At 45.3% G+C, this 25,482-nt stretch carries 22 protein-coding genes; 4 read left to right on the top strand and 18 right to left on the bottom strand.

Annotated features, from left to right (window positions below; translation table 11 throughout):
• The first annotated feature begins 52 nt into the window (after positions 1–52).
• Positions 53–1,405: a magnesium transporter gene (gene mgtE, locus ABIO93_RS21875; RefSeq protein WP_348071610.1), complete on the top strand. Its 1,353-nt coding sequence runs from the start codon at positions 53–55 to the stop codon at positions 1,403–1,405.
• A gap of 19 nt (positions 1,406–1,424) precedes the next feature.
• Here the strand turns inward: mgtE and ABIO93_RS21880 are convergent, their stop codons facing one another.
• The 3 genes from ABIO93_RS21880 to ABIO93_RS21890 all read right to left on the bottom strand — a co-directional run bounded on the left by ABIO93_RS21880 (position 1,425) and on the right by ABIO93_RS21890 (position 5,746).
• Positions 1,425–2,852, bottom strand: coding sequence for an L-serine ammonia-lyase (locus tag ABIO93_RS21880; protein ID WP_348071612.1), 1,428 nt, complete (start codon positions 2,850–2,852; stop codon positions 1,425–1,427).
• A 35-nt stretch (positions 2,853–2,887) separates the two neighbouring features.
• Entirely contained in the window at positions 2,888–3,067 is a 180-nt protein-coding gene (locus ABIO93_RS21885) for a hypothetical protein (protein ID WP_348071614.1), read from the bottom strand.
• 261 nt (positions 3,068–3,328) lie between these two features.
• Positions 3,329–5,746 carry a cellulase family glycosylhydrolase gene (locus ABIO93_RS21890; protein WP_348071616.1) on the bottom strand — a complete coding sequence of 806 codons (2,418 nt, stop codon included), beginning with the start codon at positions 5,744–5,746 and terminating at the stop codon, positions 3,329–3,331.
• A gap of 244 nt (positions 5,747–5,990) precedes the next feature.
• Between ABIO93_RS21890 and dtd the strand changes: the two genes are divergently transcribed.
• On the top strand, positions 5,991–6,443 hold the full coding sequence (dtd, locus tag ABIO93_RS21895) for a D-aminoacyl-tRNA deacylase (protein WP_348071618.1): 453 nt from the start codon (positions 5,991–5,993) through the stop codon (positions 6,441–6,443).
• Between the two features lie 58 nt (positions 6,444–6,501).
• Entirely contained in the window at positions 6,502–6,828 is a 327-nt protein-coding gene (locus tag ABIO93_RS21900; protein WP_348071620.1) for a nucleotide pyrophosphohydrolase, read from the top strand.
• Between the two features lie 67 nt (positions 6,829–6,895).
• Here the strand turns inward: ABIO93_RS21900 and odhB are convergent, their stop codons facing one another.
• The 9 genes from odhB to ABIO93_RS21945 form a co-directional block, all read right to left on the bottom strand.
• Positions 6,896–8,500 (bottom strand): 2-oxoglutarate dehydrogenase complex dihydrolipoyllysine-residue succinyltransferase, encoded by a 1,605-nt coding sequence (gene odhB, locus ABIO93_RS21905; protein ID WP_348071622.1) that lies wholly within the window; start codon positions 8,498–8,500, stop codon positions 6,896–6,898.
• Between the two features lie 51 nt (positions 8,501–8,551).
• A complete protein-coding gene (locus ABIO93_RS21910; protein WP_348071624.1) occupies positions 8,552–11,314 on the bottom strand; it encodes a 2-oxoglutarate dehydrogenase E1 component in 2,763 nt (920 codons plus the stop codon).
• Between the two features lie 112 nt (positions 11,315–11,426).
• On the bottom strand, positions 11,427–12,347 hold the full coding sequence (locus ABIO93_RS21915) for a PorP/SprF family type IX secretion system membrane protein (protein ID WP_348071626.1): 921 nt from the start codon (positions 12,345–12,347) through the stop codon (positions 11,427–11,429).
• 115 nt (positions 12,348–12,462) lie between these two features.
• A complete protein-coding gene (locus tag ABIO93_RS21920; RefSeq protein ID WP_348071629.1) occupies positions 12,463–15,675 on the bottom strand; it encodes a hypothetical protein in 3,213 nt (1,070 codons plus the stop codon).
• Between the two features lie 16 nt (positions 15,676–15,691).
• A complete protein-coding gene (locus ABIO93_RS21925) occupies positions 15,692–16,762 on the bottom strand; it encodes an FAD-dependent oxidoreductase (RefSeq protein WP_348071631.1) in 1,071 nt (356 codons plus the stop codon).
• A gap of 7 nt (positions 16,763–16,769) precedes the next feature.
• Positions 16,770–17,471 carry a (d)CMP kinase gene (cmk, locus tag ABIO93_RS21930; protein WP_348071633.1) on the bottom strand — a complete coding sequence of 234 codons (702 nt, stop codon included), beginning with the start codon at positions 17,469–17,471 and terminating at the stop codon, positions 16,770–16,772.
• A gap of 123 nt (positions 17,472–17,594) precedes the next feature.
• Positions 17,595–18,119 carry a GNAT family protein gene (locus ABIO93_RS21935; protein WP_348071635.1) on the bottom strand — a complete coding sequence of 175 codons (525 nt, stop codon included), beginning with the start codon at positions 18,117–18,119 and terminating at the stop codon, positions 17,595–17,597.
• 18 nt (positions 18,120–18,137) lie between these two features.
• On the bottom strand, positions 18,138–18,728 hold the full coding sequence (locus ABIO93_RS21940; protein ID WP_348071637.1) for an LUD domain-containing protein: 591 nt from the start codon (positions 18,726–18,728) through the stop codon (positions 18,138–18,140).
• A gap of 3 nt (positions 18,729–18,731) precedes the next feature.
• Positions 18,732–20,108, bottom strand: coding sequence for a lactate utilization protein B (locus tag ABIO93_RS21945; protein ID WP_348071639.1), 1,377 nt, complete (start codon positions 20,106–20,108; stop codon positions 18,732–18,734).
• A gap of 242 nt (positions 20,109–20,350) precedes the next feature.
• On the opposite strand from ABIO93_RS21945, the gene ABIO93_RS21950 reads away from it, so the two are divergent.
• Positions 20,351–20,746, top strand: coding sequence for a hypothetical protein (locus ABIO93_RS21950; RefSeq protein ID WP_348071641.1), 396 nt, complete (start codon positions 20,351–20,353; stop codon positions 20,744–20,746).
• A 53-nt stretch (positions 20,747–20,799) separates the two neighbouring features.
• On the opposite strand, the gene ABIO93_RS21955 is transcribed toward ABIO93_RS21950, so the two are convergent.
• From ABIO93_RS21955 to ABIO93_RS21980, 6 genes are all read right to left on the bottom strand, one after another.
• Positions 20,800–21,579 (bottom strand): (Fe-S)-binding protein, encoded by a 780-nt coding sequence (locus ABIO93_RS21955; protein ID WP_348071643.1) that lies wholly within the window; start codon positions 21,577–21,579, stop codon positions 20,800–20,802.
• Between the two features lie 4 nt (positions 21,580–21,583).
• A complete protein-coding gene (locus ABIO93_RS21960) occupies positions 21,584–22,276 on the bottom strand; it encodes an endonuclease/exonuclease/phosphatase family protein (protein WP_348071645.1) in 693 nt (230 codons plus the stop codon).
• A 122-nt stretch (positions 22,277–22,398) separates the two neighbouring features.
• Positions 22,399–22,734 (bottom strand): L-rhamnose mutarotase, encoded by a 336-nt coding sequence (locus tag ABIO93_RS21965; protein ID WP_348071647.1) that lies wholly within the window; start codon positions 22,732–22,734, stop codon positions 22,399–22,401.
• Positions 22,735–22,741: 7 nt separating this feature from the next.
• On the bottom strand, positions 22,742–23,572 hold the full coding sequence (locus ABIO93_RS21970) for an amidohydrolase family protein (protein WP_348071649.1): 831 nt from the start codon (positions 23,570–23,572) through the stop codon (positions 22,742–22,744).
• A 2-nt stretch (positions 23,573–23,574) separates the two neighbouring features.
• Positions 23,575–24,438, bottom strand: coding sequence for a fumarylacetoacetate hydrolase family protein (locus tag ABIO93_RS21975; protein ID WP_348071651.1), 864 nt, complete (start codon positions 24,436–24,438; stop codon positions 23,575–23,577).
• 159 nt (positions 24,439–24,597) lie between these two features.
• Entirely contained in the window at positions 24,598–25,371 is a 774-nt protein-coding gene (locus tag ABIO93_RS21980; protein ID WP_348071653.1) for an SDR family oxidoreductase, read from the bottom strand.
• Positions 25,372–25,482 lie beyond the last annotated feature (111 nt).

Here is a 25,482-nt window from a genome sequence, read left to right on the forward strand (position 1 = left end):
TATATAAGTCAAGCTAAAAGCTATTTTATCAATCGCCAAAAGCTACCGAACAATGACGTTTGAATTAACCAAGCTATACGTAGACCACATTCAGGAATTAATTGAAAAGAAAGATTCTGATTCGATCAGGTCGGAGATGGAGAGCCTTTTTTCGGCCGACATTACCAGTCTTTTATCTGAGCTTGAAATCGAAAGTGCCAAATTCCTGGTTACTCAGCTCAATGTAGAAACTGGCGCTGCGATCCTGGCCGATATGGAGCCTGGCGACCGTCGGGAATTCCTGAAAGTTTTTACTTCCGAAGAAATATCCAGGTTTGTCAATCTTTTTGATTCCGATGATGCCGTGGATTTGCTCAATGAGCAACCAATCCGTGTCCGTGAGGAAGTAATTGCGTTGCTCGAAGACCGTGAACAGGCGCGGTTTATCCTCGACCTACTACATTATGATGAAGATGTAGCGGGTGGTTTGATGCAGAAAGAGTTGGTAAAAGCAAATGTTAACTGGACTGTAAACCAATGCATTGAGGAGCTCAGAAAACAGGCCGAAGACGTAGGTAAAGTATACGCCGTGTATGTGGTGGATAATTTCGGAAAACTGCTTGGTATACTCTCTCTGAAAAAAATAGTACTCGCCCACAAAAACACCAAAATCGAAAGTCTGTACGAGAAAGATGTCATTTTCGTAGAAACATACAGGCCAGCCGAAGAAGTAGCAGAGCTGATGCAGCGCTATGACCTTGACGCATTGCCGGTTGTCAATGTACAGGGCAAGTTGCTCGGACGGATCACCATCGATGACGTAATTGACGTGATCACGGAACAAGCAAGTTCCGACACGCTGGCGATGGCGGGTATTACCGGGGACGTAGAAGAAGATGACACGATCTGGCAACAAACCAAGGCAAGGCTTCCGTGGCTGCTGGTAGGGATGATGGGCGGAATTCTGGCCGCCAAGTTTATCAGTTTTTTCGAGGGAGATCTCAAAATTATCCCCGCTATGGCTGCATTCATCCCGATTATTGGTTCAACCGGCGGGAATGTCGGGATTCAGACCTCTTCCATTATTTTACAAAGTCTGGCTGACAAAACCGGGCTCGATACGACAGTCGGGCAAAGGTTGATCAGGATGTTCGCTGTCGCATTCATCAATGGATTGATTATCAGCTGCATTGTTTTCGGCTTTAATTTGCTGATCGGTAACGATATACAACTTGCCCTGGTCGTCTCCACTGCGCTGATGTCAGTAGTGTTTCTGGCTTCCTTCATGGGAACGATCACCCCTATTCTGCTGGAAAGAATCGGTATTAATCCGGCTGTGGCTTCCGGACCATTCATCACAACTGCTAATGATTTGATTGGCTATGGCGTATATTTCGGCCTGGCGCATTTGTTATTGAACCTCTGACATTATTGAAAATCAGCTGCTAACATTCGCTCAGACTGATCGGAATGTTAATGGCAAGCCCGCCTTCTGAGGTTTCTTTATATCGGTTGTTCATATCCAGGGCGGTTTCCCACATGGTTTTGACCACATTATCAAGCGAAACTTTTGCATTTTCAGGATTACTTTGAAGCGCGAGTTGTGAAGCGGTAATCGCTTTGATAGCACCCATCGTATTTCGTTCAATGCACGGAATCTGCACCAGTCCGCCTACCGGGTCACAAGTAAGCCCCAGATGATGCTCCATGGCAATTTCGGCGGCCATCAGGCATTGTTCAACAGTTCCTCCCGAAACCTGGGTAAGTCCTGCCGCAGCCATTGCGGACGACACACCTATCTCGGCCTGACACCCACCCATTGCGGCCGATATAGTGGCCCCTTTTTTGAAAATACTTCCTATTTCGCCAGCCGTCAGCATAAATCTGAAAATGTCCTCCTCGGTTCCGCCGCAAAATGTAATGTGGAATTGTAGGACTGCCGGAATTACGCCCGCAGCGCCATTGGTCGGAGCGGTCACTACCCTGCTGTACGACGCGTTTTCCTCATTCACTGCCAGCGCAAAACAGCTGACCCAGTCCAATGTGTAGTTGAAACCGGCACCACCCTTCCTAATCGCGTCGATCCATTCATCGCAGCCTGTGCATATTTTGCTTTTCAACAGTTTCTCATTCAAAGAAGCTGCACGACGCTGAACATTCAATCCGCCGGGTAAAATACCTTTGGTCTGGCATCCGTGAAAAATGCTCTGCTGCATAATGTGCCATATGTTCATCAGGTCATGACGAATCCACTTTTCTTCTTTCCAGGACTTCTCATTTTCAAGTACCATTTCCCAGATCGACAATCCCGACGCCTTATGCCATTTCAGCAGATCGCCTGCACGATCAATTGGAAACGGCAGCGCGATAGGGTTCGTTAAAGATTCTCCTTTACTATCTTCCTGTACCACAAATCCTCCGCCTATCGAATAGTACGTTTCTTCAATAGTACCGCTCGGCCCGCAATCCGCAATGAATGTGAGTCCGTTTGGGTGAAATGGTAGTGATTCAGTAAAATGGAAGAACACGTCTTTCTTTGGAGAAAAAGTGATCTTCATTTCGCCATGCAGCAGAATGGTTTCGCTGGAAGAAATTTCACTTAAAATCCTGTCGATATCAGTGGTTTCAATCGTTACCGGATCATATCCGCTCAGGCCCAATATCACTGCAATATCAGTCCCATGCCCTTTTCCGGTTTTGGCAAGAGAACCATATAAATGTGCTTTAACGGAGATAACCTCTTCCAATCCGATTCTGGATTGCAAAGATTTCAGGAATTGCTGGGCGGCGCGCCAAGGACCCAAAGTATGGGAACTGGAAGGTCCAATCCCGATTTTAAATATATCAAAAACAGAAATTTGTTCTTCTTTCATTGATACTGAAATTCTGACGAATTCCGAGATTGATATTATTTTTTAAGAGAAGATGATAATATGGCGCGTTCTTTGGACGGAAGCACGGCTTTCAAAAGTGTTGCTTTTGCAATCGCAGTTTTGGCAGGAAATAGATCTACATTTTCTAGTTTGTCTAAATTCTGATTGTATGTACCACCTTTTGCACTTGTCTTGGAAGCTGAACTGGCTTTCATAATAGATACTTTTGAAGTGAGATAAAGTTATAACAATTTTGAAACCAGGAATGACTCATAACTTATATTTTTTCTAAATCTCTCCCAACGCTCATTTCGAAATCCATGTATTTCGAACTCCTCTTGCAGGTCCTCTAAATTTTGATTTTACCTCGCTTACCCTGACTAAAGAACTCGTAAAGTTTCTCTTCCTTACCGTATTGGAAAGAATAGTGTGTTTGATTCATTGAAACTTTATTGCAATGTGTGCGTGTAACCGGTTCATTTCCCTTGAACCAAAACCTTCCCCACAACCCGATCATTCACGGTTACAATGTACAAACCTTCGGGGAGCCGCGCTATATTTATTTTCTGGTCTGGTTTTCTGATCGTTTGGGTAATGATTGTCCTGCCAGTTTGATCCAGAATTTGAATGTTGGCAGGTAAAGATTGCTCCTTCGTTTTCACTATAATATAGTCGTGCGCAGGGGACGGATACACTGCTACCGACAACCCTGATTTTCTGTAAACAGTCTGCATTTGGGAATAAGCATAGCTTCCGTCCGTATCCATCATTTTGAGGCGATAAAAATACTGGTCACCATTCAAGTTGCTATCGAGGTATCCATACGTTCCGCCGGAGAATGCATCGGGCTTGATTATGGCGATTTTCTGAAAATTTCTGGCATCCGTGCTTCGCTCCAATTCAAATTGACTAAAATCCACTTCACTGCTCGTTTTCCAGTTCAGTGCAATGTTACCAGCCTCTGTTTCGCGAGCATCAAAAGATTCCAGCACGACCGGCAACGGATTACCCAGGCAAGCGACCTGCATTTTCTGAGCCGTAGCGGCCAGTCCAAAACTGGGGTTATTAATGATCGTATTGCCATAAACTGACAAATTGGTAAAATCACCATTCAGACTGATCCTCCGACCATTAACACCTTCGCACCAGTCGTCCGTCCAGGTCCAGGCCAGCCAGCCGACATTGTTTGTTTTACAGCTTTCCAGCAGATTGGTATAGTAAGGAATCGGATCAGAGCAAGGTCCGGTCGCATCCTGAATGTTAGCAATTTCACCCAGAATAACCGGAAAAGTTGCACCGGCAATTTGCTGAACCCGCGCTTCCATCGCAGCCGCATTGTCCGCATACCAGTAAGCGTGTGCGCTCATGATCACATTGTGCAAAGGGTCCTGCGCTTTCAGCTCAGTCCCGGCCTGCAATGCGATATCCAGGCTTTGTCCGCAATCCGGCGCGTCAATCATGAGCGGAACTTCTATTCCTGCATTGCGCAGGTCAACAATCACATTTTTATAATGTGCCAACCAGGTAGTGTATGCCGTCAATTGATTGGCAGCCCATTTCACATTTCCGAATTCATTAGCAATGTTCACGATCACAAATCCCCGGTGCTTTTGGATCAGATCCAGTACACTTTGCTGCTTCCACCATGGCAGTACCACATTGTTGAATTTGGTATAGTCATTAGAACAGGTAACATCATGCAGTTCCAGCACGAAAACAATTCCTGCATTGCGAAACCGTGTAACGACTACATCCAGATCTGCGACAGAGTAGGATTTCCACCCGCTAGCGCGATTTGCATACCATTGAATGCGGACAATATTTGGCTTTGCTTTGATGATTTCCGCAGACAGTTCATCGTTAACATGGGTTGGATCACCATTGATATTGGCAGGAAACTCCCAGTCGTCGGCCAATGAATAATTCACACCCTTTGGAATAAATACATCCTCGCAGGGACTTAGTATATTTCTGCCTTGTGTATGGATAGTCCCGGCCGCATGCGTAGGCACCTCAGGCACCACTGCGCAGGACTGCGCACCGGCGATCGAGTAGTTTTTGGCAAAATCCCAGATAGCCTGAGCGGGATTGAAACCTGTAACCACGGGCCAGCCGTGGCCCGCACCCGCCACCCGAATCATCGAAATCTCCTTGGTAGCTGGCGGTGAGCCAACACAAAAAGACAGCTTGGTTACATTGGCCGCAATGGTCGCATTAGGAAGTGTGTAGGTGGTTTTATTGCAAGTATAATAGGCGAACTGAGTCAATGGCCACTCGCTCCATGCCGTCGGGACGTGATCGGGATCCGGATAGGTTACCACCGGATCCGGATCACCATGAATGTGATAAATGGCCACGGGTTTGAAATTGGGTCCGCTGAAATAAGTGTAGTTGCCATTGTTTGCGTACATGTTTCCAGCCACCGGCGCAAAAGCAGCGATCTTGTCCGGCAGGTTTACAGCCAGATTGTAAGTCATATATCCCCCTGCGGAATGCCCTGTGGTATAAACCTTTTTGGCGTCAATGTGATAAGTTGAGCAGAAGTAGTCGATCATGTCAGAGGTAAACTGCACATCCTTTGGCTGGTCAATAGCCCGGTGCCAACCATTTCCGTCATTGTCTGCATTGGGATAGACCACTATAAACTGATTGGCATCAGCGACTGCGTCAAAACCCGAATAACCTTTGATACCTGCGCCAGAACCGCCATCTCCGTGAAATACAAACAGCAATGGCAAATTCTGAGCAACGGAAGTGCCGGGAGCATGAAAAACGAAGCTTCTGGATTTGCCGGAAGAAGTGATTGTTCCATTCTGGTCTATTGCGGTGGCTGTCTGGATACTCATGCTGAATTGCACGAGCAACAGTAATTTGAGCAGAGGTAAATATTTCATCTATATCGCTGGTTAGCAAACATTTAAACTCATTCAGTAATTTAAAAATAATAATATTTTGTAGAATATATTCTATTAAAATAAATAACTTATTCTATAATTTATTTATCGGTTACAAATCTGAATTGGTTCTGGAAGGATATCTAACCCAAAAAATGACGAAAAGCTTTTGGTAGAATGGACTGTATTACGACATTACATTTTACTTTTGATCCCGGTCAAAATAATTCATTCAATAAGCATTATGATTGCAGTAATCCAGCGCGTCAGCAGCGCATCGGTAACCATTGAAGCTAAAATCCATGGACAAATAGAGGCGGGTTTTCTGGTACTATTGGGCATTACACATTTGGATACGCAGGAGGACGTAGAATGGCTGGGAAGGAAGATTACTGGTCTACGTGTTTTTGGAGATGAGGAAGGCAAAATGAACTTGGATCTCAAATCAGTGGACGGCAACATCCTGCTGATCAGCCAATTCACTTTGCACGCCAGTACAAAAAAAGGCAACCGTCCGTCATTTATCGAAGCAGCCCGACATGACGTCGCCGTGCCACTCTACGAAAATATGATCCGTTTTTTGGGAAACGAGCTGGGCAAACCCATTCAAACAGGACAATTCGGAGCTGACATGAAAGTAGCATTACTAAACGACGGTCCAGTCACCATTGTAATTGATTCCAAAAACAGAATCTAACATTCATCGCACCGGCGACCCGATCATTAACTCATTCAAACATTAACTTGTTAAACCAATGTCCATACAAGAAGCACAACAACAGGTAGACGATTGGATCAAAAGCTACGGCGTCCGCTACTTTTCGGAACTGACCAATATGACGATCCTGACCGAGGAAGTGGGCGAATTGGCCAGGATTATGGCCCGTACTTATGGTGATCAGTCTTTCAAAAAATCTGACCTGGGAAAAGATTTGGGAGACGAAATGGCTGATGTACTATGGGTCCTGATATGCCTCGCGAACCAGACCGGCATTAACCTGACCGAAGCTTTTGAAAAAAATATGGCTAAGAAAACAGACCGGGACAAGGACCGGCACAAGGAAAATCCAAAACTAAGCTAGTGTGCCCTACAACAAAAACGAGAGCCTGGTGCCAAGCTCTCGTTTTTTATTTATTTCCAAAATGATCTTACATATCAAGCAATAAACGCATTGGATCTTCCAAAAGCTGCTTTAAGCGAACCAGGAAGCTTACCGAGTCTTTACCATCGATGGTACGGTGGTCATAAGACAATGCTACGTACATGATAGGCCGAATTACGATCTGACCGTCCACCACTACTGCACGTTCTACAATGTTATGCATGCCTAAGATTGCAGATTGCGGTGCATTGATGATCGGGGTAGAAAGCATCGAACCGAAAGTTCCACCATTGGTAATGGTGAAAGTTCCGCCTGACATTTCATCCAACCCAAGTTTTCCGTCGCGAGCACGAACAGCCAAACGAACGATCTCTTTTTCAATCGCCGCGAACGACAACGTTTCGGCATTACGGATCACAGGTACAACCAGTCCGCGAGGCGTAGAAACCGCTACCGAAATATCACTGAAATCATTATAAACCAGCTCTTCCCCATCAATGTAAGCATTCACTACCGGGAAGTCTTTCAACGCCACAGTAACTGCTTTTACAAAGAATGACATAAAGCCAAGTCCTACTTCGTGTTTCTCTTTAAACTTGTCCTTGAATTTCGAACGAAGCTCCATCACTGGTTTCATATCCACTTCGTTGAAAGTGGTAAGCATGGCCGTTTCGTTTTTCACTGCTACCAAACGGCGTGCAATGGTTTTACGAAGTGATGACATCTTTTCTCTGCGTTGACCTCTCGCGCCTGCGACAGCGGGAGCAGCAGCTGGCTTAGCAGCCGGGGCACTGGCGGACTGAACGGCCGGCGCAGGTTTGCTACCCGCTTTCAGCGCGTCGTCCTTCATGATCTTTCCTCCTGATCCTGAGCCATTAACGTCCTTCGGATCAATTCCTTTTTCTGCCAATATCTTGGCAGCGACGGGGGATGCATGTTTTTCACTGTAACCTTTATCGGCCGTAGCCGCTGCTTGCGGTGCAGCAGGAGCAGCGGCAGCAGATCCGGCGCCAGCTTCAATCGTGCATATTAATGCGCCGATCGCCAATGTGTCGCCTTCTTTTCCAACGATTCTGAGTGTTCCGCCTGCTTCGGCAGGAAGTTCAAAAGTCGCTTTGTCTGATTCCAGCTCGCAAAGGATTTCGTCTACTTCCACATGATCACCATCTTTTTTGCTCCATGAAGCAATGGTAACCTCTGTGATAGACTCTCCTACTGCGGGAACTTTCATTTCATAAGCCTTACCAGGCGTGCTGGCAGCAGCAGCTGGGGTAGCAGCGACGGCCGCCGGTTCGGCTGCTTTATCCTGTATTTTTTCAGCGGCAGCTTCCACTGGGGCAGCTTCCACTGGGGCAGCTTCCACTGGGACAGCAGCTTCCTGTTTTGGAGCAGTTTCTTTCGGTGCACCATTTGACGCGGAGTCAATGGTAGCGATCAGGTCACCTATGTTTAAGGTATCGCCTTCCTGTGCTTTAATATGCAAAACACCTTCCGCCTCTGCGGTCAATTCAAACGTTGCTTTATCTGAATCAAGTCCGCAAATGACCTCATCCATTTTCACAAAATCGCCATCATTTTTGAACCAGTTTCCTATGGTAACTTCGGTAATCGACTCGCCAACGGGCGGTACTTTTATTTCAATTTCAGCCATTTTATCTGCAATCTTGTTATCGAATTAAGTGTCTTAAAATTATAGGAATAATCATTCAAAAGCTCTGTTCAAGATTTCAGCCTGCTCTTTCGCATGGATCTTCGAGAAACCAGTAGACGGTGAAGCGCTTGACTCTCTGGCGATTACCTGTAATGGCTTCGCACCTTTGTACATTCTTAACATAAACGTCCAGCCACCCATATTGAAAGGTTCTTCCTGCACCCAATATACTTTTGCATTTTCATATTGGCTCAAATGTGCGTCAATCTGTGTTTGCGGGAAAGGATGCATTTGTTCCAAACGAATGATCGCAACATCGTCACGTTTGTCGGCCTGCTGTTTTTCGTAAAGCTCATAATACAGCTTTCCAGTACATAGCAACACTTTTTTCACCTTTTTAGGATCTGCATAAGTGTCACCTATTGTTTCCTGGAATGATCCGTTTACCAGACTTTCCAATGGCGAAACGCAGAGCGGGTGTCTCAGCATTGATTTTGGAGACATAACTACCAATGGCTTCCGGAATGGGAATTTCAACTGTCTGCGTAGCAAATGGAAGAAGTTCGCAGGAGTAGTCACATTGGCAACGATCAGATTGTAATTGGCAGAAAGCTGCAAATAACGTTCCGGGCGAGCATTCGAGTGCTCAGGTCCCTGGCCTTCGTATCCGTGCGGCAGCAACATGACCAAGCCTGTCCAGCGGTCCCATTTGGTTTCGCTTGATGTAACAAACTGGTCAATGATCACCTGCGTACCATTGGCAAAATCACCAAACTGTGCTTCCCAGATCACCAGGGCATTCGGGTTGGCCATCGAATAACCGAATTCAAAACCCAGCACCCCATATTCTGAAAGCAGTGAGTTGTAAATCATAAACGGCCCCTGACCTTCCTGAATATGTTCCAAATTGCTGTAAGCCTCATTGGTTTCAACGTCTCTCAATACCGCATGGCGGTGAGAGAAAGTACCACGTTGCACATCCTGGCCACTTAATCTTACAATGTTACCGTCGGTCAGAATGGATCCATAGGCCAGCAATTCGGCTGTTGCCCAGTTCACTTCTTTTTTATCAAAGATCATTTGCTCACGATCTTTCAGCAATTTATCGATTTGTTTCAATCGGCTGAAATTCTCAGGAGTACTGATCAGTGCCTTTCCTATTTTTTCAAGTACTTCCAATGGCACACCGGTTTCGGGAGACTTCTCGAAATCTTCGGGTTTGGATTTGCGTAGGCTATGCCATTCCTGTTCAAGCTTAGGCAATGTATAAGGAAGCGCTTTTTGCTTCACCATATCCAGACGTTCCTGCAAAAGCTGCTTGAACTCCTTGTCCATACCAGCAGCCAGCTGAGCATCTACATCACCGCGATCTGCCAGCGTTTTCTGGTAGATTTCGCGAGGATTCTGGTGGTTTTCAATGGATTTATAAAGTACAGGCTGTGTAAATTTCGGTTCGTCAGCTTCATTGTGACCATGACGACGGTAGCATACCATGTCAATAAAAATGTCCTTATTGAATTTCTGACGATACTCCACTGCCAGTCGCATACAGAATACCACCGCCTCAGGATCATCTCCATTCACGTGAAGTACCGGTGCATCCACGATCTTCGCAATGTCAGTACAATAGATACTTGATCTTGCGTCAATAAAATCCGTGGTGAAACCTACCTGGTTATTAATGACAAAATGGATGGTACCACCTGTGTAGTAACCATTCAATGCCGACATCTGAGTAACTTCGTACACGATCCCCTGGCCTGCAACCGCTGCATCACCGTGAATTAAAACCGGCAGAACGCGATCGTAATCACTATCGTACATACCATCAGCACGAGCACGGATGTAGCCTTCCACAACCGGGTTAACCGCTTCCAGGTGAGATGGATTTGGAGCCAGTTTCAAATGTACTTTTTCTCCGTTTTTAGTAGTGATCTGGCTGGCAAAACCCATGTGGTATTTCACGTCACCATCACCCCAAACCTGATCTGGCAAATTACCTTCGAACTCGTTAAATATCTGTCCGTAAGTTTTTTGCATCACATTGGCCAGTACATTCAAGCGCCCCCTGTGGGCCATACCAATCATTACTTCCACCACACCCATTTCTGCCGCCTTGTTGATCATGGCATCCAGTGCAGGAATGGTCGTTTCTCCGCCTTCCAGCGAGAAACGTTTCTGACCTAAATATTTGGTATGAAGGAAATTTTCAAAAACGACCGCCTCATTCAATTTGGAAAGAATATGCTTTTTCTCGTCAATGGAGAAACTCATATTCAATGCTTCCTTTTCAATTTTCTTACGCAACCAGCTCTTCTGCTCTCTGTCGCGTATATATAGGTATTCGAACCCGATATTTCTGGTATAAATCGTTTTGAGGGAATCTACAATTTCCCGTAGCGATGCAGGACGTCCAAAAACCTCAACACCAGCCTCAAAAACCGAGTCTAAGTCCTCTGGTCCGAGATTGAAATCTGCAATGTCAAGCTGTGGCTGACGATCTTTGCGTTTCTGGATCGGGTTAGTTGTAGCAAGCAGGTGACCTCTCGATCTGAATCCCCGGATCAGGTGTACAACCTCCATTTCCTTGCGGATACGGGATGCGTCGACCTTACCGGTCGCTACTACTTCTTTACCACTGGCAGCACCATTGGCATGCCCATTACCATTCACAGGGTACTTTTGAGAGAAGTCGAATCCTTCAAAAAACTTTTGCCAGCCTTCGTCTACGGAAGCTGCATCTTGCTTATAGGAATTGTACAATTCCTCTATGTAAGCGGCGTCGGAATTTGCTATATATGTGTATTTATCCATCACAAAAGTGAGTATTTCATTTACGGCACAAAGGTACGAGACTTATGTAAACATTACGAATAAAATCTCCTTTTAACTTGGTTTAAAAACAATTTACAACCCGTCAATCGGATCAAAATTTATGAAACCCTTTCGGGTTTGGAACAAATTTGAGCATCAGCTCATGTATGCCTTTTGGGCCTGAATAGGATGTATAAATTTGTTCCACCTGGCGGGTACTGTAAAAATAGCCCAGCCGTACATTCTTGCCCACTTGAACTTCGGCCGAAATCTGCAAATAATCCACATTTGCAGAGAACGAGTTATATCCGCCGCCGACCCTGTAAGAAGCGCCTATCCCGACCTTTTCATTGAACCAAAAACGTGTTCCGAAATCGACCCGGATTTTGTGCTCCTTCTCCTGGATCAGCAGGATATGTGGCAGTATCATCACGTCAGCATTCAGGTTGTAACTTCCGCCCGCCATGATGTACAACGGTCGTCTGTAAAAGTTGTTGATCGCCTGATTTCCGAATTTTTGGGACAAAAGCTCAGGCTTCGAAATCCCTAGATAGAGCTTATCCGAACGCAGCCAGGCACCTAGTCCGAAACTTCCCAACGCGCGATTGGTGCCATTGAAAGAAAGATCCGAAACGGGCAGTACATTGATACCGCCCTGCGCGCCCAGCCCCAATTTCCATTCCTCTGATATTCCGAGATGATAGGCAAACGAGGCTGAAAAACCAGTTGTTGTAAAATAGCTCGTCTGATCATTCAATGCCTGAAAGCCCACACCAAACTTACCATTGGCAAACGTTCCGTCCGCAGCAAAAGTCTGACTGGAAGGTGAGTTTTGGATAGTAAACCATTTTCTTCTGAACATGGCTGTCATATTAAAATCACCCCTTACTCCCGTGAAGCCCGGGTTGATCGCCATCGGATTTTGAACATATTGTTCATATAATACTTCACGTTGGGCAAAGGCCCCTGACAAGCCTGACAGTAAAAGAATGCCCGAAAGGTAAATTTTGACTAACGAATGATGTGTGTTCATTGAAATTGGTTTTTGTACTTTTTACTACTATTTGTAGAAACTAAAAATGGCAGGAGAGTCGCTCTCTTGCCATCTTTATAAACGCTTTTTCTGCTTTTATACTGATCTCTTTTTATCAAAAATCGTAACCCAGTGTTACGTAAGGAATTGGCTTGTTGGTATAACCATTGTCAACTCCCCATGCATAATCAAATTTGGCGTAGAAGCCGAACAATGTGGTCCTTACCCCTGCTCCATAGCCCATCAGATATGGATTTTTGAAGTTGGTAACCGTCGCACGGAACGGATCATCCTCGCTACCGATAATCTGGGTGTTCAAACTATTATTTTCGCTAAATGGTCCTTTTCCAGTCCATGCTGTACCAATATCGCCAAAACCAACGATCTGGAAATTACGTAGGAAGCTCGAAGTAATGGCTCCGCGGTACAGGTACTTCACAAGCGGAATGCGCAGCTCGGCATTCAGCAACATGTAACTTGTTCCCGACAGGCGGTTCAGATTGAAGCCACGCAGGTTGGTAGCAAAGTCTGCAAAGAAAATATCCCGGTTGTCTTTCTGGAAATTCAATGGATTATCACCAGTCCTGGTTTCTTTCCGGTTGCCCAGCCAGTTCTCCATACCACCCAGTATATTCTGCTTTGGAGCATTGCCGCCCGAGTGACTTGCCGAAGCACGGATGGCCAGGATCAGATCGCGGTGTATTTTTTGATAATGACGGAAATCAAGACTAATTCTGTTGAAACTCTCTTTCCCGCTCGACAAGCCCTGATGCATATCATAACGCAGCTTGAACCGGGTACCTTCCATCATGTTCATACCATTGACCCGTGTATTGTCGAACACGTATTCACTACGCAAACCCCCATAGCTTGAAGCCAGGTCAGGATTTGGCAGGATATATACATCGATCATACGCGTGGAGGTGAACATCGGAGAAACCGAAAACCGGCTGGTTGTCGAGAATGGATACGACGCTGTAAACATCAGCTGGTTGAACCTGTATTTTTGCGGTGCTCCCTCAGTATCAATATAAAGGCTCTTTCTGTCGACACGGATTCCAAAGTCAATCCGGTAAGTGTTGTTAGAATATTCAGCGAAAAGATCACTGTTCCGGAAATTGGAAGAGATGAAAAGACCTGCTTTAATGACGTGGTTCTCCAAAAGATCATTCATTGAAATGGACTGCGCAAACCCAAATCCCCGGATTGGATCAATGCGCCAGTCTGAATTGGCATCATTGGTGATAAACAACCCTTTATATGGATACGGCCCTTTTACAGCAATGTTTTCACGTGTTGTTTTAGATCTCGAAAGCGCGCTTGGTGTTGTGGGGAAGGCGCCTCTCGTACGACGTGATTCAAAAGCTTTCAGAACATCCTCGTCAAACTCGTAGTTATCAGTATCCACTTCGCCGTCTTTCAATGCAAGTTTGGTGGTTTCAACAGCCTGGGCGGCCTTCGTAGCAGAATCCGTTTTTGCAGCTTGCGCTTTCACGTCGCCGGTACCATTGCCACTTGATGCATTCAGCGATGGCGTATTGACAGTTGCATTAATATCAAACGCGTTTTTGTAAGCGGCTGTGTAGTAGCCATCATTCAGATAAGTATAGGCAAGCGCACCGCCTGATTTGATCGTAACATCCGCATTTCTGATATTCTGAATATAGTTGGTAAGCTGCGAACTGCTCGCCGACGCGCGGTTATATTTGAACAAATTATTAACGCCTTTTTCATTGGAAAGATAAATCAGGTCATTTTCATCTGAATAAACGGGCGTAACCTTACTTTTCCCCTCAGCCTGTACGAGTTTGATCAGGTTGTCCGATTTCGGCGTACCGTCGTGCTCGAATATCGTAAATGAAGATGATATGGATTTATAATTCCCCTTGTCCCCGGTTCCGAGTGAATCAAGTGGCCGGTTCGAGGCAAATACAACCTTTCTGGAAGAACCCTGTATAAAGCGGGGTGAAAGGTCATCGTAAAGGTCATTGGTTAAAGGCAATGCAGAAGCTCTTGCCACGCTGATCAGGAACAAATCGTTCTGTCCACCTTTATCGGCACTCACTGCGAGCATAGTACCATCATGTGACACGTCCATGTCCACGATCTGATCCAGTCCACGAATGTTTCGTTTCAGCTTGATCTTGACCTTTTTAGTTCCGAGATTTTCATACATATAAAAATTCTTGCGATCGTTTTCGGAAGCAAGGATCGATAAGGTATTGTTTCTGGACCATCCTAACAGCGGCGGTTGCGTTTTTGCACGTCCTCCAATGAAGTCCAGTTTTCCCTGGCGAACCACTTTCTTGGAGCCGGTTTCGCTATCGAACAGATACACTTTGTACCTGCCGTTTTTGATTTCACTAACTGCTGTAAATTTCTTATCCGGCGACACCTTAATGACCGCACTGGCATCCGAAACGCTGAATTCGTTCAGCTTATACTTCCAGGTAGGACTAGGATTTGTATAAAATTGTTCCGCGTTTTTGTTTTGATTAAGGTAATATGCCCGCCAGTCACGAAGAAACTTGTTGTAGGACTGAATGCCCAATGTGCTCGTGATACTGGTTTGTTCGGTGCGGATAATTCGGGTTAGGTTCAGAATGTCGGATATTTTATCTTTTCCATAACGCTCTGCAATGTAATTCCAGATGGAGTGACCGATCAAAGTTGCATCGTTCCCGGTCATTAAGGTTGGCTTTCTTACATTACGGTTTTTGAAAAAGTCCCGCATGTAATCATTCAACTCTGGCGACCACCCTTCCGCAATGTAAGCTGCTGTACCTGACATAAACCATTCAGGGAGCGTCAAAAGCAATGAACTCTGCAAGGCTTCCTTCATATTGCCGCCGTAAAGCATGTCGTACACAAACAAAAGACTGATATCTTTCACCAATTTTTTACGAAATCCGATCTGGTCTCCCGTATAAGCCACCTCTACACGCGACTGGGAAAGATCCAGTTTTTGCTCATTCAGATTGTCCAATGTAGACAACCCCATGTTACTTTGTTCCAGCTCGGCTGGGGAGTTATATAAAAATATTTTAACGCGGCTGTAGGGTGTCCATCCCAGCACATCTGTGATTTTATCAAACTCACTTTCAGCATATTGAGCTGTCAGTTTAGCTAATGCTGTACCGCCCTGGTAATGGTATATTTCGAAGTTGGTTGTCCTGAAAATCTTCCAGTTGAAGGTTTTGTACTGCACCCTGTTTTTCCCAAAAGTTTCCTGAGAAGGATAGCGTTGTGCTAGTGATTCGGCAAATAATCCTAAAAATGCGATAAGGCCGACCGAAAAGGTAAATTTGTATATATATCTTATGCTCATAGTACTAGGGCTGACTTCAACGGAAATATAACGAAAAATACCTCTGAATATTAACTAACGGATTCAATTCTTTGCCGTTTTCCAGATGTTCAACGAGCTGATTTGCAAAAAATGGTGCAAGTGTCACACCTTTTGTTCCTAACCCATTGAAAAGAACAATATTATCATGGCTCGGATGAACCCCGATCAGCGGCCTGCGGTCCTTCACGGAAGGACGGATACCGGCACTTGCCGACGTGATACTGTATGGTATTTTGATCAACGATTTCAATTTGCTTTCCAGTTCTTCGGTTGCCTGTTCGGTCGGTTCCCAGTCCAGCGGATCCCACGAATACGTGGCCCCTACCCTGCACACATGCTCCGAAACTGGCAGCATAAAGATCCCCTGATTGACAATATACGGCTTGACGGCCTTTTCTGTGGCAATGTCAAGAATCTGTCCTTTTACCGGAGCGAAGGGAAGCCAGTTGAAAAAATCATTTTGTAATGCCATAAAACCCTGACAAAAAACGACTTTCCCAAAGCTTATATTTTTCCACGTTAGCGAATCATTTTCAAACTGCAAATCAGCGACATCGAACTTCGAGTGCATATACTGACCATTCATGCTAAAATAGTCCCTGGTCTTGTTCAGTAATAATGGTAAATCCACCCAACCCGAACGAACTACTTCCAATCCTCCAAACTCCGCATGCACGTAGTCTGTGAGGTCAGCAGCAACAGTATCCTGCGAAATGTATCGTGAAATTCCAGGGTCAGCCGTCTGAGCCAAATACGTATTCTGCTCTTCAATGGATCTGAATGGCCGGTAAATGGAGGCTGAATGAAGCAATTGGCAGTTCAGCTCCTGCCCCATGCTCGTGTAAAACGCATTGGCATAAGGAAACAGATCATCCGCCAGCCAGGTTTTGACCAGCTTTTTCCCGGTTAATGGATTGAAAATCCCTGCGGCAACTTTGGAAGAAGAAGGTAAAGATGAATCGCCTACAATCAGTATTTTTTTACCCGACTCCTTTAAATGCCAGGCTAGTGAAGTACCTGCAAGCCCCTGACCTACAACGAGGTAGTCGTAATCTGTGGTAGCCATGTAAGTATTATTGGTGTTTGCGGCGAAGCGACAATCCGATCTGTTCGTCGGCGAGCCTTACCACCAGCTCCACCTGCTCGTCGAGTGTCATCAGTGAATTATCAATGTAGATGGCATCTTCTGCCTGCCGCAGCGGGCTTTCGGCGCGGTGGGTATCAATGTGATCGCGCATTTTCAGATTTTCGGAAATTTCCTGTAATCCAATCAATTCTCCTTTTTCCATCAATTCCAATTGCCGCCTTTGCGCTCTGATTAATGGATCGGCCGTCATGAAAATTTTCAGTTCAGCGTGGGGAAACACAACAGTACCAATATCACGGCCGTCCATAACGATACCCTTTGTCTTTCCCATTCGCTGCTGCTGTGCTACCATCGCGTGCCTTACTTCGGCAATCGCGCTCACATCGCTTACTTTTTCAGAAACATACATTTTACGGATTTCGTCTTCTACATTCAGCCCGTTGAGATAGGTATCATTCCGGCCAAGTTCTGCATGCCTTCGAAAAGATATCTGAATATTTCTCAGGGCCGATTCGGTTTCTTTCGGGTTAGTCAGGCCAACGTGGTTTTGTATAAAGTACAATGTAACAGCCCTGTACATGGCTCCGGTATCGATATAGGGGTAATTAAGTTGCCTGGCAACGAGTTTCGCAGTAGTGCTTTTGCCACAGCTGGAATAGCCATCAATTGCAACGATTATTTTGGGCATATCAGTAAGACGAGGTTTTTCAACAGGCCGTGAAAGTACATCCTGCACTCCTGTGAAAATAGTAAAAGTGAACTTTGCAAAAATAAGAAAGAATCAACGGGGAAGGCTATTCCGATAGGGTTTTTAAAGCTGTTTAGAGGAATTATTATCGCGGAGAATTACAAACAAATGTTCGTCAAGCATTTGGCCGTTTTTAGTAATCGCTTTTCGGTGAATGGCTTCTAAATGATACCCTGCTTTTTCCAAAACCCGCATCGACGCATGGTTTGTTTCGAAGACCCCGGCATAAATACGATGGATACTGGTGTTTGCAAAGACCCAGGAAGTCATTTGCTGCACAGCAGCAGTCATGATATTGAGGCCCCAGTACGGTTCTCCGAGCCAATAACCGATCTCCGCGTTATATCTGTGAATGTCCTCCTGCCGCAACACACCAATGCCACCCACGAACTCATTACCGTAAAAGACAGCCCGGTGAAAGCTGTCGTCATTTCGCCTGCTGTTGCAGAAATCAATCCAGTAATGCGCGTCGGAAAGGGTGTAGGGAAAGGGAAAATTATCGCGGACCTGGGCAACCACATTTTCATTATTGGCAAGAACCGCCAAACGTTCCGCTACTTCCCGCTGAAATGGCTTGAGTGTTACCATTTGATCCTTTCTGATTTTTTATTCTTCGTCTTCCAACAAAAAGATTACCATGCTACGTGCACCATGCGCACCGATCACCAGCGACTGCTCTATATCGGCAGTTTTGGAGGGCCCTGCTATGAAACAGCCCCAGCCAGTCGTGTCCTGCAAACGCTCGTAAGCATCATGCATGTTGTTGACCAATGCTTTTCTCTGTATCACAAATGCAAGGTTTTGAGTAATAAATGGCAAAGCCCGGTGTGACAGGTATCGATCTGAAATCCAGACTGCGCCATTCTCCGCTACACCGAACTCAGCCTGCAAAATAGCGATTTCGATCATTTCAAGCTCATGTGGGTCGGAAACATTTAAACTAAAATCTGCCCAGGCACCCAGTTCAGGAATGGTAGTAGCGCGGTTCACAACCGAAGCATACAGCTCCCCCACCTTCGCTACCAATGCCTCTTTATTTTTAACCACGATCACTTCCGTGTAAATGGCGGTCAGTGTTTCGATAAACTTGTTTTCCGTGCTTTCGAAGTTACTGTCGAAACGAATGCTCAGCGGCATAATGGTTTCAGAAGGCTTATTCACCCTGATCTGCTGCAGTATTTTTTCCCTGGAAGTCATTACTTATTCTTTTCTGTTACGAACATACCAATCCCTGAAACTTTCCTTTGGAGGCTCCGGCATTTCCCTTTGTTTATACCAAGGGTTCATACCATTATTGACCATAAATGGCATCGTACGCATCACAGAGCGTCCAAGCCTGCCCGACCATTGATAAAATCTCGGCTGCGAAAGTACGATCGACATGGCTTTGATCCCTATCTCTTTCGCCTGCGGTACATGCCCGCCTTTGACGAGTACCTGCCTCCATTTGTAGAGCTGATCATGAATGTCAATTTTTACGGGGCAAACATTGGAACAGCTGCCGCATAATGTGCTTGCGAAAGGCAGGTCAGCATTCTTCGTCATATCCAGGTTTGGCGCCAGGATAGAACCGATAGGACCAGCGACGGCATTATGATAGCTATGTCCGCCACTTCTACGGTACACCGGGCAAGTATTCATGCAGGCTCCGCAGCGGATACATTTCAATGAATTTCGAAAATCCTCACGCCCTAGCTGTGTACTTCTGCCATTATCTACAATGATAATGTGCATTTCCTGGCCTTCCCGCGGCTTTTTAAAATGACTGCTGTACGTGGTAATCGGCTGGCCGGTAGCACTTCTTGCCAATAACCTAAGAAAAACACCCAGATGTTCCTGCTTTGGGATTATTTTCTCAAAACCCATACAGGCAATGTGTATATCAGCCAAATGTGCACCCATATCCGCATTACCTTCATTCGTGGAAACCACAAACCCGCCCGTTTCGGCAACTGCGAAATTAACGCCCGTCAATGCTGCTCTTCTGGTCAGAAACTTATCTCTTAAATGCTGTCTTGCGGCCTCCGTCAGGTATTGCGGATCAGTAGCACCTGCCTCTGTACCCAAATGTTCATGAAAAAGATCGCCGATGTCTTTCTTTTTTAAATGGATGGCCGGAAGCACAATGTGACTTGGCGGCTCATTCCTCAGCTGTACGATCCTTTCACCTAGGTCGGTATCGATCACTTCGATACCATTTCGGCTCAGAAAGTCATTCATATGACATTCCTCGGTCAGCATGGACTTGCTCTTGACCATTTTGTCAATGTTGTGCTGCCTCAAAAGCCCTAGTACGATCTCGTTATGCTCTGCGGCATCTGCAGCCCAATGTACATGGACACCATTCGCTTTCGCCTTTTCTTCAAAAGACACGAGCAACTCGTCCATATGAGACAATACGTAGTTCTTAATTCCCGATGCTACCTCTCTTAATTGCTCCCATTCCGGTAACAATTTGGAAGACTTATCCCGTTTCTGGCGCACAAACCACAGCGTTTCATCATGCCAATCCACATAGGGTTCGTCTTTATTGAATGTTTCCGAAGCAACTGAATGCTCAATAATTGCCTTAGACATAGTTATCTTAACAATTTGATAATAGTATTTTATAAAGAATAAGAATTGTACTTTTCACATTCGTTGTACTATTCTAAGTTTGCAATTTGTTTAATAAACAACTTTTTAAAATTCCTTAAAAAGCTATTTTATTGTAATGCAATATCTTATAATTTTGAATCACAAAGTTTTTCGATCGGGGCATCGGAGTCTGAAACAAGTTTATTTTAACTTTTTTTAGACACAATTAAATTTTAACTCCTATGAAAACCAAAAACACTCTTATCATCGCAGCCTTGACTGGCTTGTTACTATCAGGTTCAGCATTTAATTCAAATGCTCAGGACAACATCGCTACTTCAGACAAAACCGAAACAGCTTCTACCAAGCTGAACATTCTGCAAGTTAAACCTATGCAATTCCGCGTTTCATATAAAAATCCGATTTCAAAAAATGTAGCTGTTCGTATTTTGGATACTGACAAAAATGTTTTGTTCTCGGAAAACAAACGTACTGAATCAAACTATTTGAAATATTTCGATTTATCTACCCTGATGGATGGTACTTATACCTTTGAAATCACGGACGGTAAAGAGAAGGCTACACAATCGTTTGATATTTTGACTACAACCAGCCGCGCTGTTTCTTCAATTAACTAACGACTGGTTCTTCTCAGATTCTGACTTCCGTAAACTTTGTAAAATACCGGTGCTCATATAATGGGCTCCGGTATTTGTTTTTTAATGGCAGAGTTCAATATTTCCGCAATGTGTTTGATCTGTACATTGGAATTGCCACGTCGCAGAATCCCTCCCAAATGCATCAGGCAGCTCATATCTGAGCCGGTAATGTACTCCGCATTGTGCCGAATGTGGTCTGCTACCCTATCCTTGCCCATTTTGACAGAAACCGCTTCTTCACTCACACAAAAAGTCCCGCCAAATCCGCAGCATTCGTCCGTACGGTCCAGATCAATCAATTCCAGACCCTTGACTTTTTGCAAAAGCGTGACCGGTTTGGAAAATGGTTCTGCATTCAGTTCCGACATTTGCGAAAGGTAAAGCCCCCGCTGCCCGTGGCATCCCTGATGCAGGCCTACCCGGAATGGAAACTCGGCCTGAATGGAGTCAATCTTTAATATATCGGTGATAAATTCCACCAGCTCATAAACTTTCTTTCTCAGCACCTTGGACTCGTCGGCCTTATTTTCGACTTTCAAATGTTCCTTGATGTGCAGCACGCAGCTACCGGAAGGAGAAACGACGTAATCACAATCGGCAAATTGGTCGTAAAACAGTCTGTCACAATCCTTAGTCAGGTGCTCAAATCCCGAGTTGGCCATCGGCTGGCCGCAGCAGGTCTGGTTGAGCGGAAATGTGACGGTACATCCCAGTTTTTCAAGCAATTCCAATGTCGCAATCCCAACCTGCGGATAAAACTGATCGACATAGCAGGGAATAAATAATCCGATCTTCAAATTTGAGTAATTCATTGGTCTACCAAAATTCAATGGTGGCAAGTATGGGATAGTGGTCAGAAACCTTCGGGTAATTCCTTACCACCTTATAATTTTTGACGCGTACCTTATTATTGAGCAATATGAAAATGTAATCGAGCCTGTCGCCCGGTAAGCCTTCATTCCATGTCTGCATCTGCGATCCCTGGGCCGCGTCCTGCCATTTGGTCCGGAACGAAAAGTAGGGCTGCTCATTAGGCTTGGCCCCCATATCCATCCCCAGTACCACGGGCTGCACACTATTCACAAGCATTTGATTGATATAAGCCGCCTGCAATGCCCTGTCCATCACGGAAGCATATTCAAGCCTGGCATTACAGAATCTGAAAGTCAGTCCGCGGGCCGGTTTGATCAGGCCACACAAGAGTATTTTTGGATCCGCACCGGCTGTTTTGGGGAGATCAATGGTCTGTGAGTTTTCAAACGGCCAGGCCGAAAGTATCCCCACTCCCTGTGATCCGTTGTCAGATTTGTCCGCAACACCGTACAAGTAATGCATACCGGTTTGCACGGCGATCTGCCTCAACTGGAACTGGACCTTGCTTTTGTCAACCAGACTATCAACCGCCTGCAATGCGATCAGATCTGGCTTATGTTCTTTAATGATCCTTAATATGTCAATCAGATTCGGTTCGTCCGCTACATTCAGGCCGTGCCGGATGTTGAAACTCATTACCTTAATTTCAACGGCCCGCCGGGGCTGTGATGCAAGTAATGCGAATGAAAAACCAACAATGAGTATTAAATAAGCTAATCTCCTCAATCTGTTCGAATGCTAGTTCACGAATCTTCCAATTATTCTTTGAGGGCAAATATTTGATCTAGCAATACCCACTTCTCTCCCGGCTTGGCCGTGGGCAAGGCTTCTTGATACTTCCACATCAGCTGCTCCCATTCCTGAACTTTTGGGTTGGAAGCATCCATTTGTGCTTTATTTTCAAAACTGAAATCGTCCTCCGTCTCCATGATCATAAACAGGCGGTTACCGCTCCGGAAAATGTCCATCCTGGTGATACCTGCATCGGTAATGCTCTTCTGAATATCCGGGTGTACCCTTGTATGATAGTCCTCGTATTCTGCAATCATCATCGGATCATCCACCAGATCCACCGCAAGACAATACTGTTTCATTAGTGCCTCATAAATCGAGATTGTAAAAACGGGCAGCATTCGTACCCATAACCTGCTTTATTTCAGAATCTGAAAACATACTGAGGTAGTCGGTCAATATCCCTTTTACTCCCTCGTATTCAGCAGCTACCAGGCACACAGGCCAGTCGGAACCAAACATAAGCCGCTCTGTACCGAATGCCTCGAAAACCACATCCAGGTAAGGTCTGAAATCTGCCTTTTCCCAGTTTTGCCAATCACCCTCGGTAACCATTCCAGAAACTTTGCAATGAACATTGGGCAGTTCCGCGAGCTTTCTGATATCGTCCGCCCAGGGCTGAATTTCTCCGTTTTTGATCAACGGCTTGGCAATGTGGTCCAGTACAAAATGTACATTAGGCAGTTTCACCGCAAAATTAAACGCCTCCTGAACCTGACGCTGATGGATCAAAATATCATATGTAAATCCAAAAGCTACCAGCTGACCTACGCCTTTAATAAAATTTGGCTGCAATAAAAATCCCTCTGGTTCGCCCTGCACTACATGCCGGAAACCTTTCAGTTTTTCAAATTGTGAGTACTTTTCAAGTTGATCGTACAAATCCTCCGCACGCAAATCAACCCAGCCTACTAGTCCTTTTACAAAACCATTCGCCTCAGCCTGTTGTAATAAAAAATCAGTCTCGGATTCCGATTGTGAGGCTTGTACCGCCACGCACCCGTCCACATCATTAGCTTTCAAAATCGGCCGCAAGTCATCCGCAAGGAAGTCTTTGCGAATCACCTTCATATCCTGCGTGATCCATGAATCCCGCGCCTCGTCGTATATCCAGAAATGCTGATGCGAATCAATAACCATATTTATAACGGCTTCCAGGCAATCGCTTCCTGCTTTTGCGTCCCCAATTTTTCAATTCCCAACTCCACCACATCACCGGCTTTCAGGTAAACTTGCGGCTTCATACCCAATCCTACGCCAGCGGGCGTTCCTGTTGTAATGACGTCTCCCGGAAGCAAAGTCATGAACTGGCTCAGATAGCTTACTAAAAAAGGAATGTGGAATATCATATCAGAGGTATTGCTGTCCTGTATTTTCTTTCCATTCAAAATCAGCCACAAATCCAATGCATTAGCGTCACCCACTTCGTCAGAAGTAACAAGGTAAGGCCCTAGTGGCGCGAAGGTATCATTGCTTTTTCCTTTCACCCATTGTCCGCCCCGCTCCATTTGGAACGCTCGTTCTGAATAGTCGTTGTGCACTGCATAACCTGCCACATAGTCCAGCGCATTGGCCTCGTCCACATAGCTGGTTCTCTTGCCAATCACCACCGCCAGCTCCACTTCCCAGTCGGTCTTCTCAGAATTTCTTGGGATAATGACCTGATCAAATGGCCCGCACAGTGCGGATGTTGATTTAAAGAAGATAATTGGCTCCTTGGGCAATTCCGTCGCACCCGATTCATACGCATGCTTGGCGTAATTCATGCCAATGCAAACAATTTTAGAAGGGCGGGCCACGCAGGAGCCATATCTGAAACCTTCGACAACTTTGGGAGAACTGTCAGCATTACTGACCAGCCACTCGCTCAATCTGGCCAGGCCTTCGGTAGCAAAAAATTTCTCATTATAATCTTCACCAAATGCGGATACGTCCAGTTTTGTACCGTCTGCAAGTTCTACGCCAGGTTTTTCCTGTTCAAAAGCACCAAATCGAAAGAGTTTCATGGGTGTTGGCTTTTAGCCGTTGGCTTTTAGCTTTTAGTGGTTAGCTATTAGCTGTTAGCCATTAGCGGTTAGTCTATTTAGGTATATAAAAAATCGTTTTCAATACTGAAAGAAAGAGCTAAAAAAGCTAATAGCTAATGGCTAACAGCTTTTACTCCCCTAATTATTCAACTTCTCAAAACCTCCGTCAATCAAATAATCGCACCCTGTAATGAAGCCCGCTTCGTCAGAGCAGAGGTACAATGCCAATGCGCCAATTTCCTCCGGCTTGGCCATTCTTCCGATCGGCTGTGTTTTGGAAAGTTTTTCAAACATTTCTGCTTCTTTTCCAGGATAATTTTTGGATATAAAACCATCCACAAAAGGCGTATGGACGCGGGCAGGTGAAATGCTGTTGCAACGAATACCGTCTCCCAGATAATCCCGGGCCACAGAAAGCGTCATCGAATAAACCGCTCCTTTTGCCGTAGAATAGGCAAACCGGTCGGGTATACCAACAGTTGCTGCAATGGATGCCATATTCAGTACCACACCACCACCGTTGGATTTCAAATGTGGAATAGTGGCCATCAGGCAGTTGTAAACTCCTTTTACATTGATATTAATGACCCGGTCGAAATCAATTTCCGCAGTGGTATCTGCTTTTCCAATATGCGCAATGCCTGCATTGTTGACCAAAATATTGATTGGCGTTTCAGCTGCTATTGCATTGACCACATTCACTACATCAGCCTGCTTTGAGATATCCAGCGCATGCGCAGCAGCCTGTCCACCTTCCGCAACAATGTCACTCACAACCTGATTGGCCAGGTCTATATTCAGTTCAAGAATATGAACAAAGGCACCTTGTTTCGCAAAGGTTTTGGAAATCGCCAGCCCAATTCCGCTAGCTCCTCCGGTTACCAATGCTGTTTTTCCACTCAAATCAAACATGTACTTTGTATTATATGATTGTAAGAAAAGTTCTTTCCTGCCGGGGTTTACTGCCTTGATATGTACCTGCCTCCGGTGCAGTGAGCTCCCAGACACCTACACCCGGCCAGA

The organism is Dyadobacter sp., assembly GCF_039919315.1.
Taxonomy (GTDB): Bacteria; Bacteroidota; Bacteroidia; order Cytophagales; family Spirosomataceae; genus Dyadobacter.

What these genes read in the sequence shown, in the direction of transcription:
- ABIO93_RS21885 (WP_348071614.1), bottom strand. Translation starts at nt 3,067, where the DNA reads ATGAAAGCCAGTTCAGCTTCCAAGACAAGTGCAAAAGGTGGTACATAC.
- mgtE (WP_348071610.1), top strand. Translation starts at nt 53, where the DNA reads ATGACGTTTGAATTAACCAAGCTATACGTAGACCACATTCAGGAATTA.
- ABIO93_RS21900 (WP_348071620.1), top strand. Translation starts at nt 6,502, where the DNA reads ATGTCCATACAAGAAGCACAACAACAGGTAGACGATTGGATCAAAAGC.
- ABIO93_RS21950 (WP_348071641.1), top strand. Translation starts at nt 20,351, where the DNA reads ATGAAAACCAAAAACACTCTTATCATCGCAGCCTTGACTGGCTTGTTA.
- ABIO93_RS21915 (WP_348071626.1), bottom strand. Translation starts at nt 12,347, where the DNA reads ATGAACACACATCATTCGTTAGTCAAAATTTACCTTTCGGGCATTCTT.
- cmk (WP_348071633.1), bottom strand. Translation starts at nt 17,471, where the DNA reads ATGCCCAAAATAATCGTTGCAATTGATGGCTATTCCAGCTGTGGCAAA.
- ABIO93_RS21945 (WP_348071639.1), bottom strand. Translation starts at nt 20,108, where the DNA reads ATGTCTAAGGCAATTATTGAGCATTCAGTTGCTTCGGAAACATTCAAT.
- ABIO93_RS21955 (WP_348071643.1), bottom strand. Translation starts at nt 21,579, where the DNA reads ATGAATTACTCAAATTTGAAGATCGGATTATTTATTCCCTGCTATGTC.
- ABIO93_RS21920 (WP_348071629.1), bottom strand. Translation starts at nt 15,675, where the DNA reads ATGAGCATAAGATATATATACAAATTTACCTTTTCGGTCGGCCTTATC.
- ABIO93_RS21935 (WP_348071635.1), bottom strand. Translation starts at nt 18,119, where the DNA reads ATGGTAACACTCAAGCCATTTCAGCGGGAAGTAGCGGAACGTTTGGCG.
- ABIO93_RS21975 (WP_348071651.1), bottom strand. Translation starts at nt 24,438, where the DNA reads ATGAAACTCTTTCGATTTGGTGCTTTTGAACAGGAAAAACCTGGCGTA.
- odhB (WP_348071622.1), bottom strand. Translation starts at nt 8,500, where the DNA reads ATGGCTGAAATTGAAATAAAAGTACCGCCCGTTGGCGAGTCGATTACC.
- dtd (WP_348071618.1), top strand. Translation starts at nt 5,991, where the DNA reads ATGATTGCAGTAATCCAGCGCGTCAGCAGCGCATCGGTAACCATTGAA.
- ABIO93_RS21980 (WP_348071653.1), bottom strand. Translation starts at nt 25,371, where the DNA reads ATGTTTGATTTGAGTGGAAAAACAGCATTGGTAACCGGAGGAGCTAGC.
- ABIO93_RS21970 (WP_348071649.1), bottom strand. Translation starts at nt 23,572, where the DNA reads ATGGTTATTGATTCGCATCAGCATTTCTGGATATACGACGAGGCGCGG.
- ABIO93_RS21880 (WP_348071612.1), bottom strand. Translation starts at nt 2,852, where the DNA reads ATGAAAGAAGAACAAATTTCTGTTTTTGATATATTTAAAATCGGGATT.
- ABIO93_RS21890 (WP_348071616.1), bottom strand. Translation starts at nt 5,746, where the DNA reads ATGAAATATTTACCTCTGCTCAAATTACTGTTGCTCGTGCAATTCAGC.
- ABIO93_RS21960 (WP_348071645.1), bottom strand. Translation starts at nt 22,276, where the DNA reads ATGAGTTTCAACATCCGGCACGGCCTGAATGTAGCGGACGAACCGAAT.
- ABIO93_RS21910 (WP_348071624.1), bottom strand. Translation starts at nt 11,314, where the DNA reads ATGGATAAATACACATATATAGCAAATTCCGACGCCGCTTACATAGAG.
- ABIO93_RS21965 (WP_348071647.1), bottom strand. Translation starts at nt 22,734, where the DNA reads ATGAAACAGTATTGTCTTGCGGTGGATCTGGTGGATGATCCGATGATG.
- ABIO93_RS21925 (WP_348071631.1), bottom strand. Translation starts at nt 16,762, where the DNA reads ATGGCTACCACAGATTACGACTACCTCGTTGTAGGTCAGGGGCTTGCA.
- ABIO93_RS21940 (WP_348071637.1), bottom strand. Translation starts at nt 18,728, where the DNA reads ATGACTTCCAGGGAAAAAATACTGCAGCAGATCAGGGTGAATAAGCCT.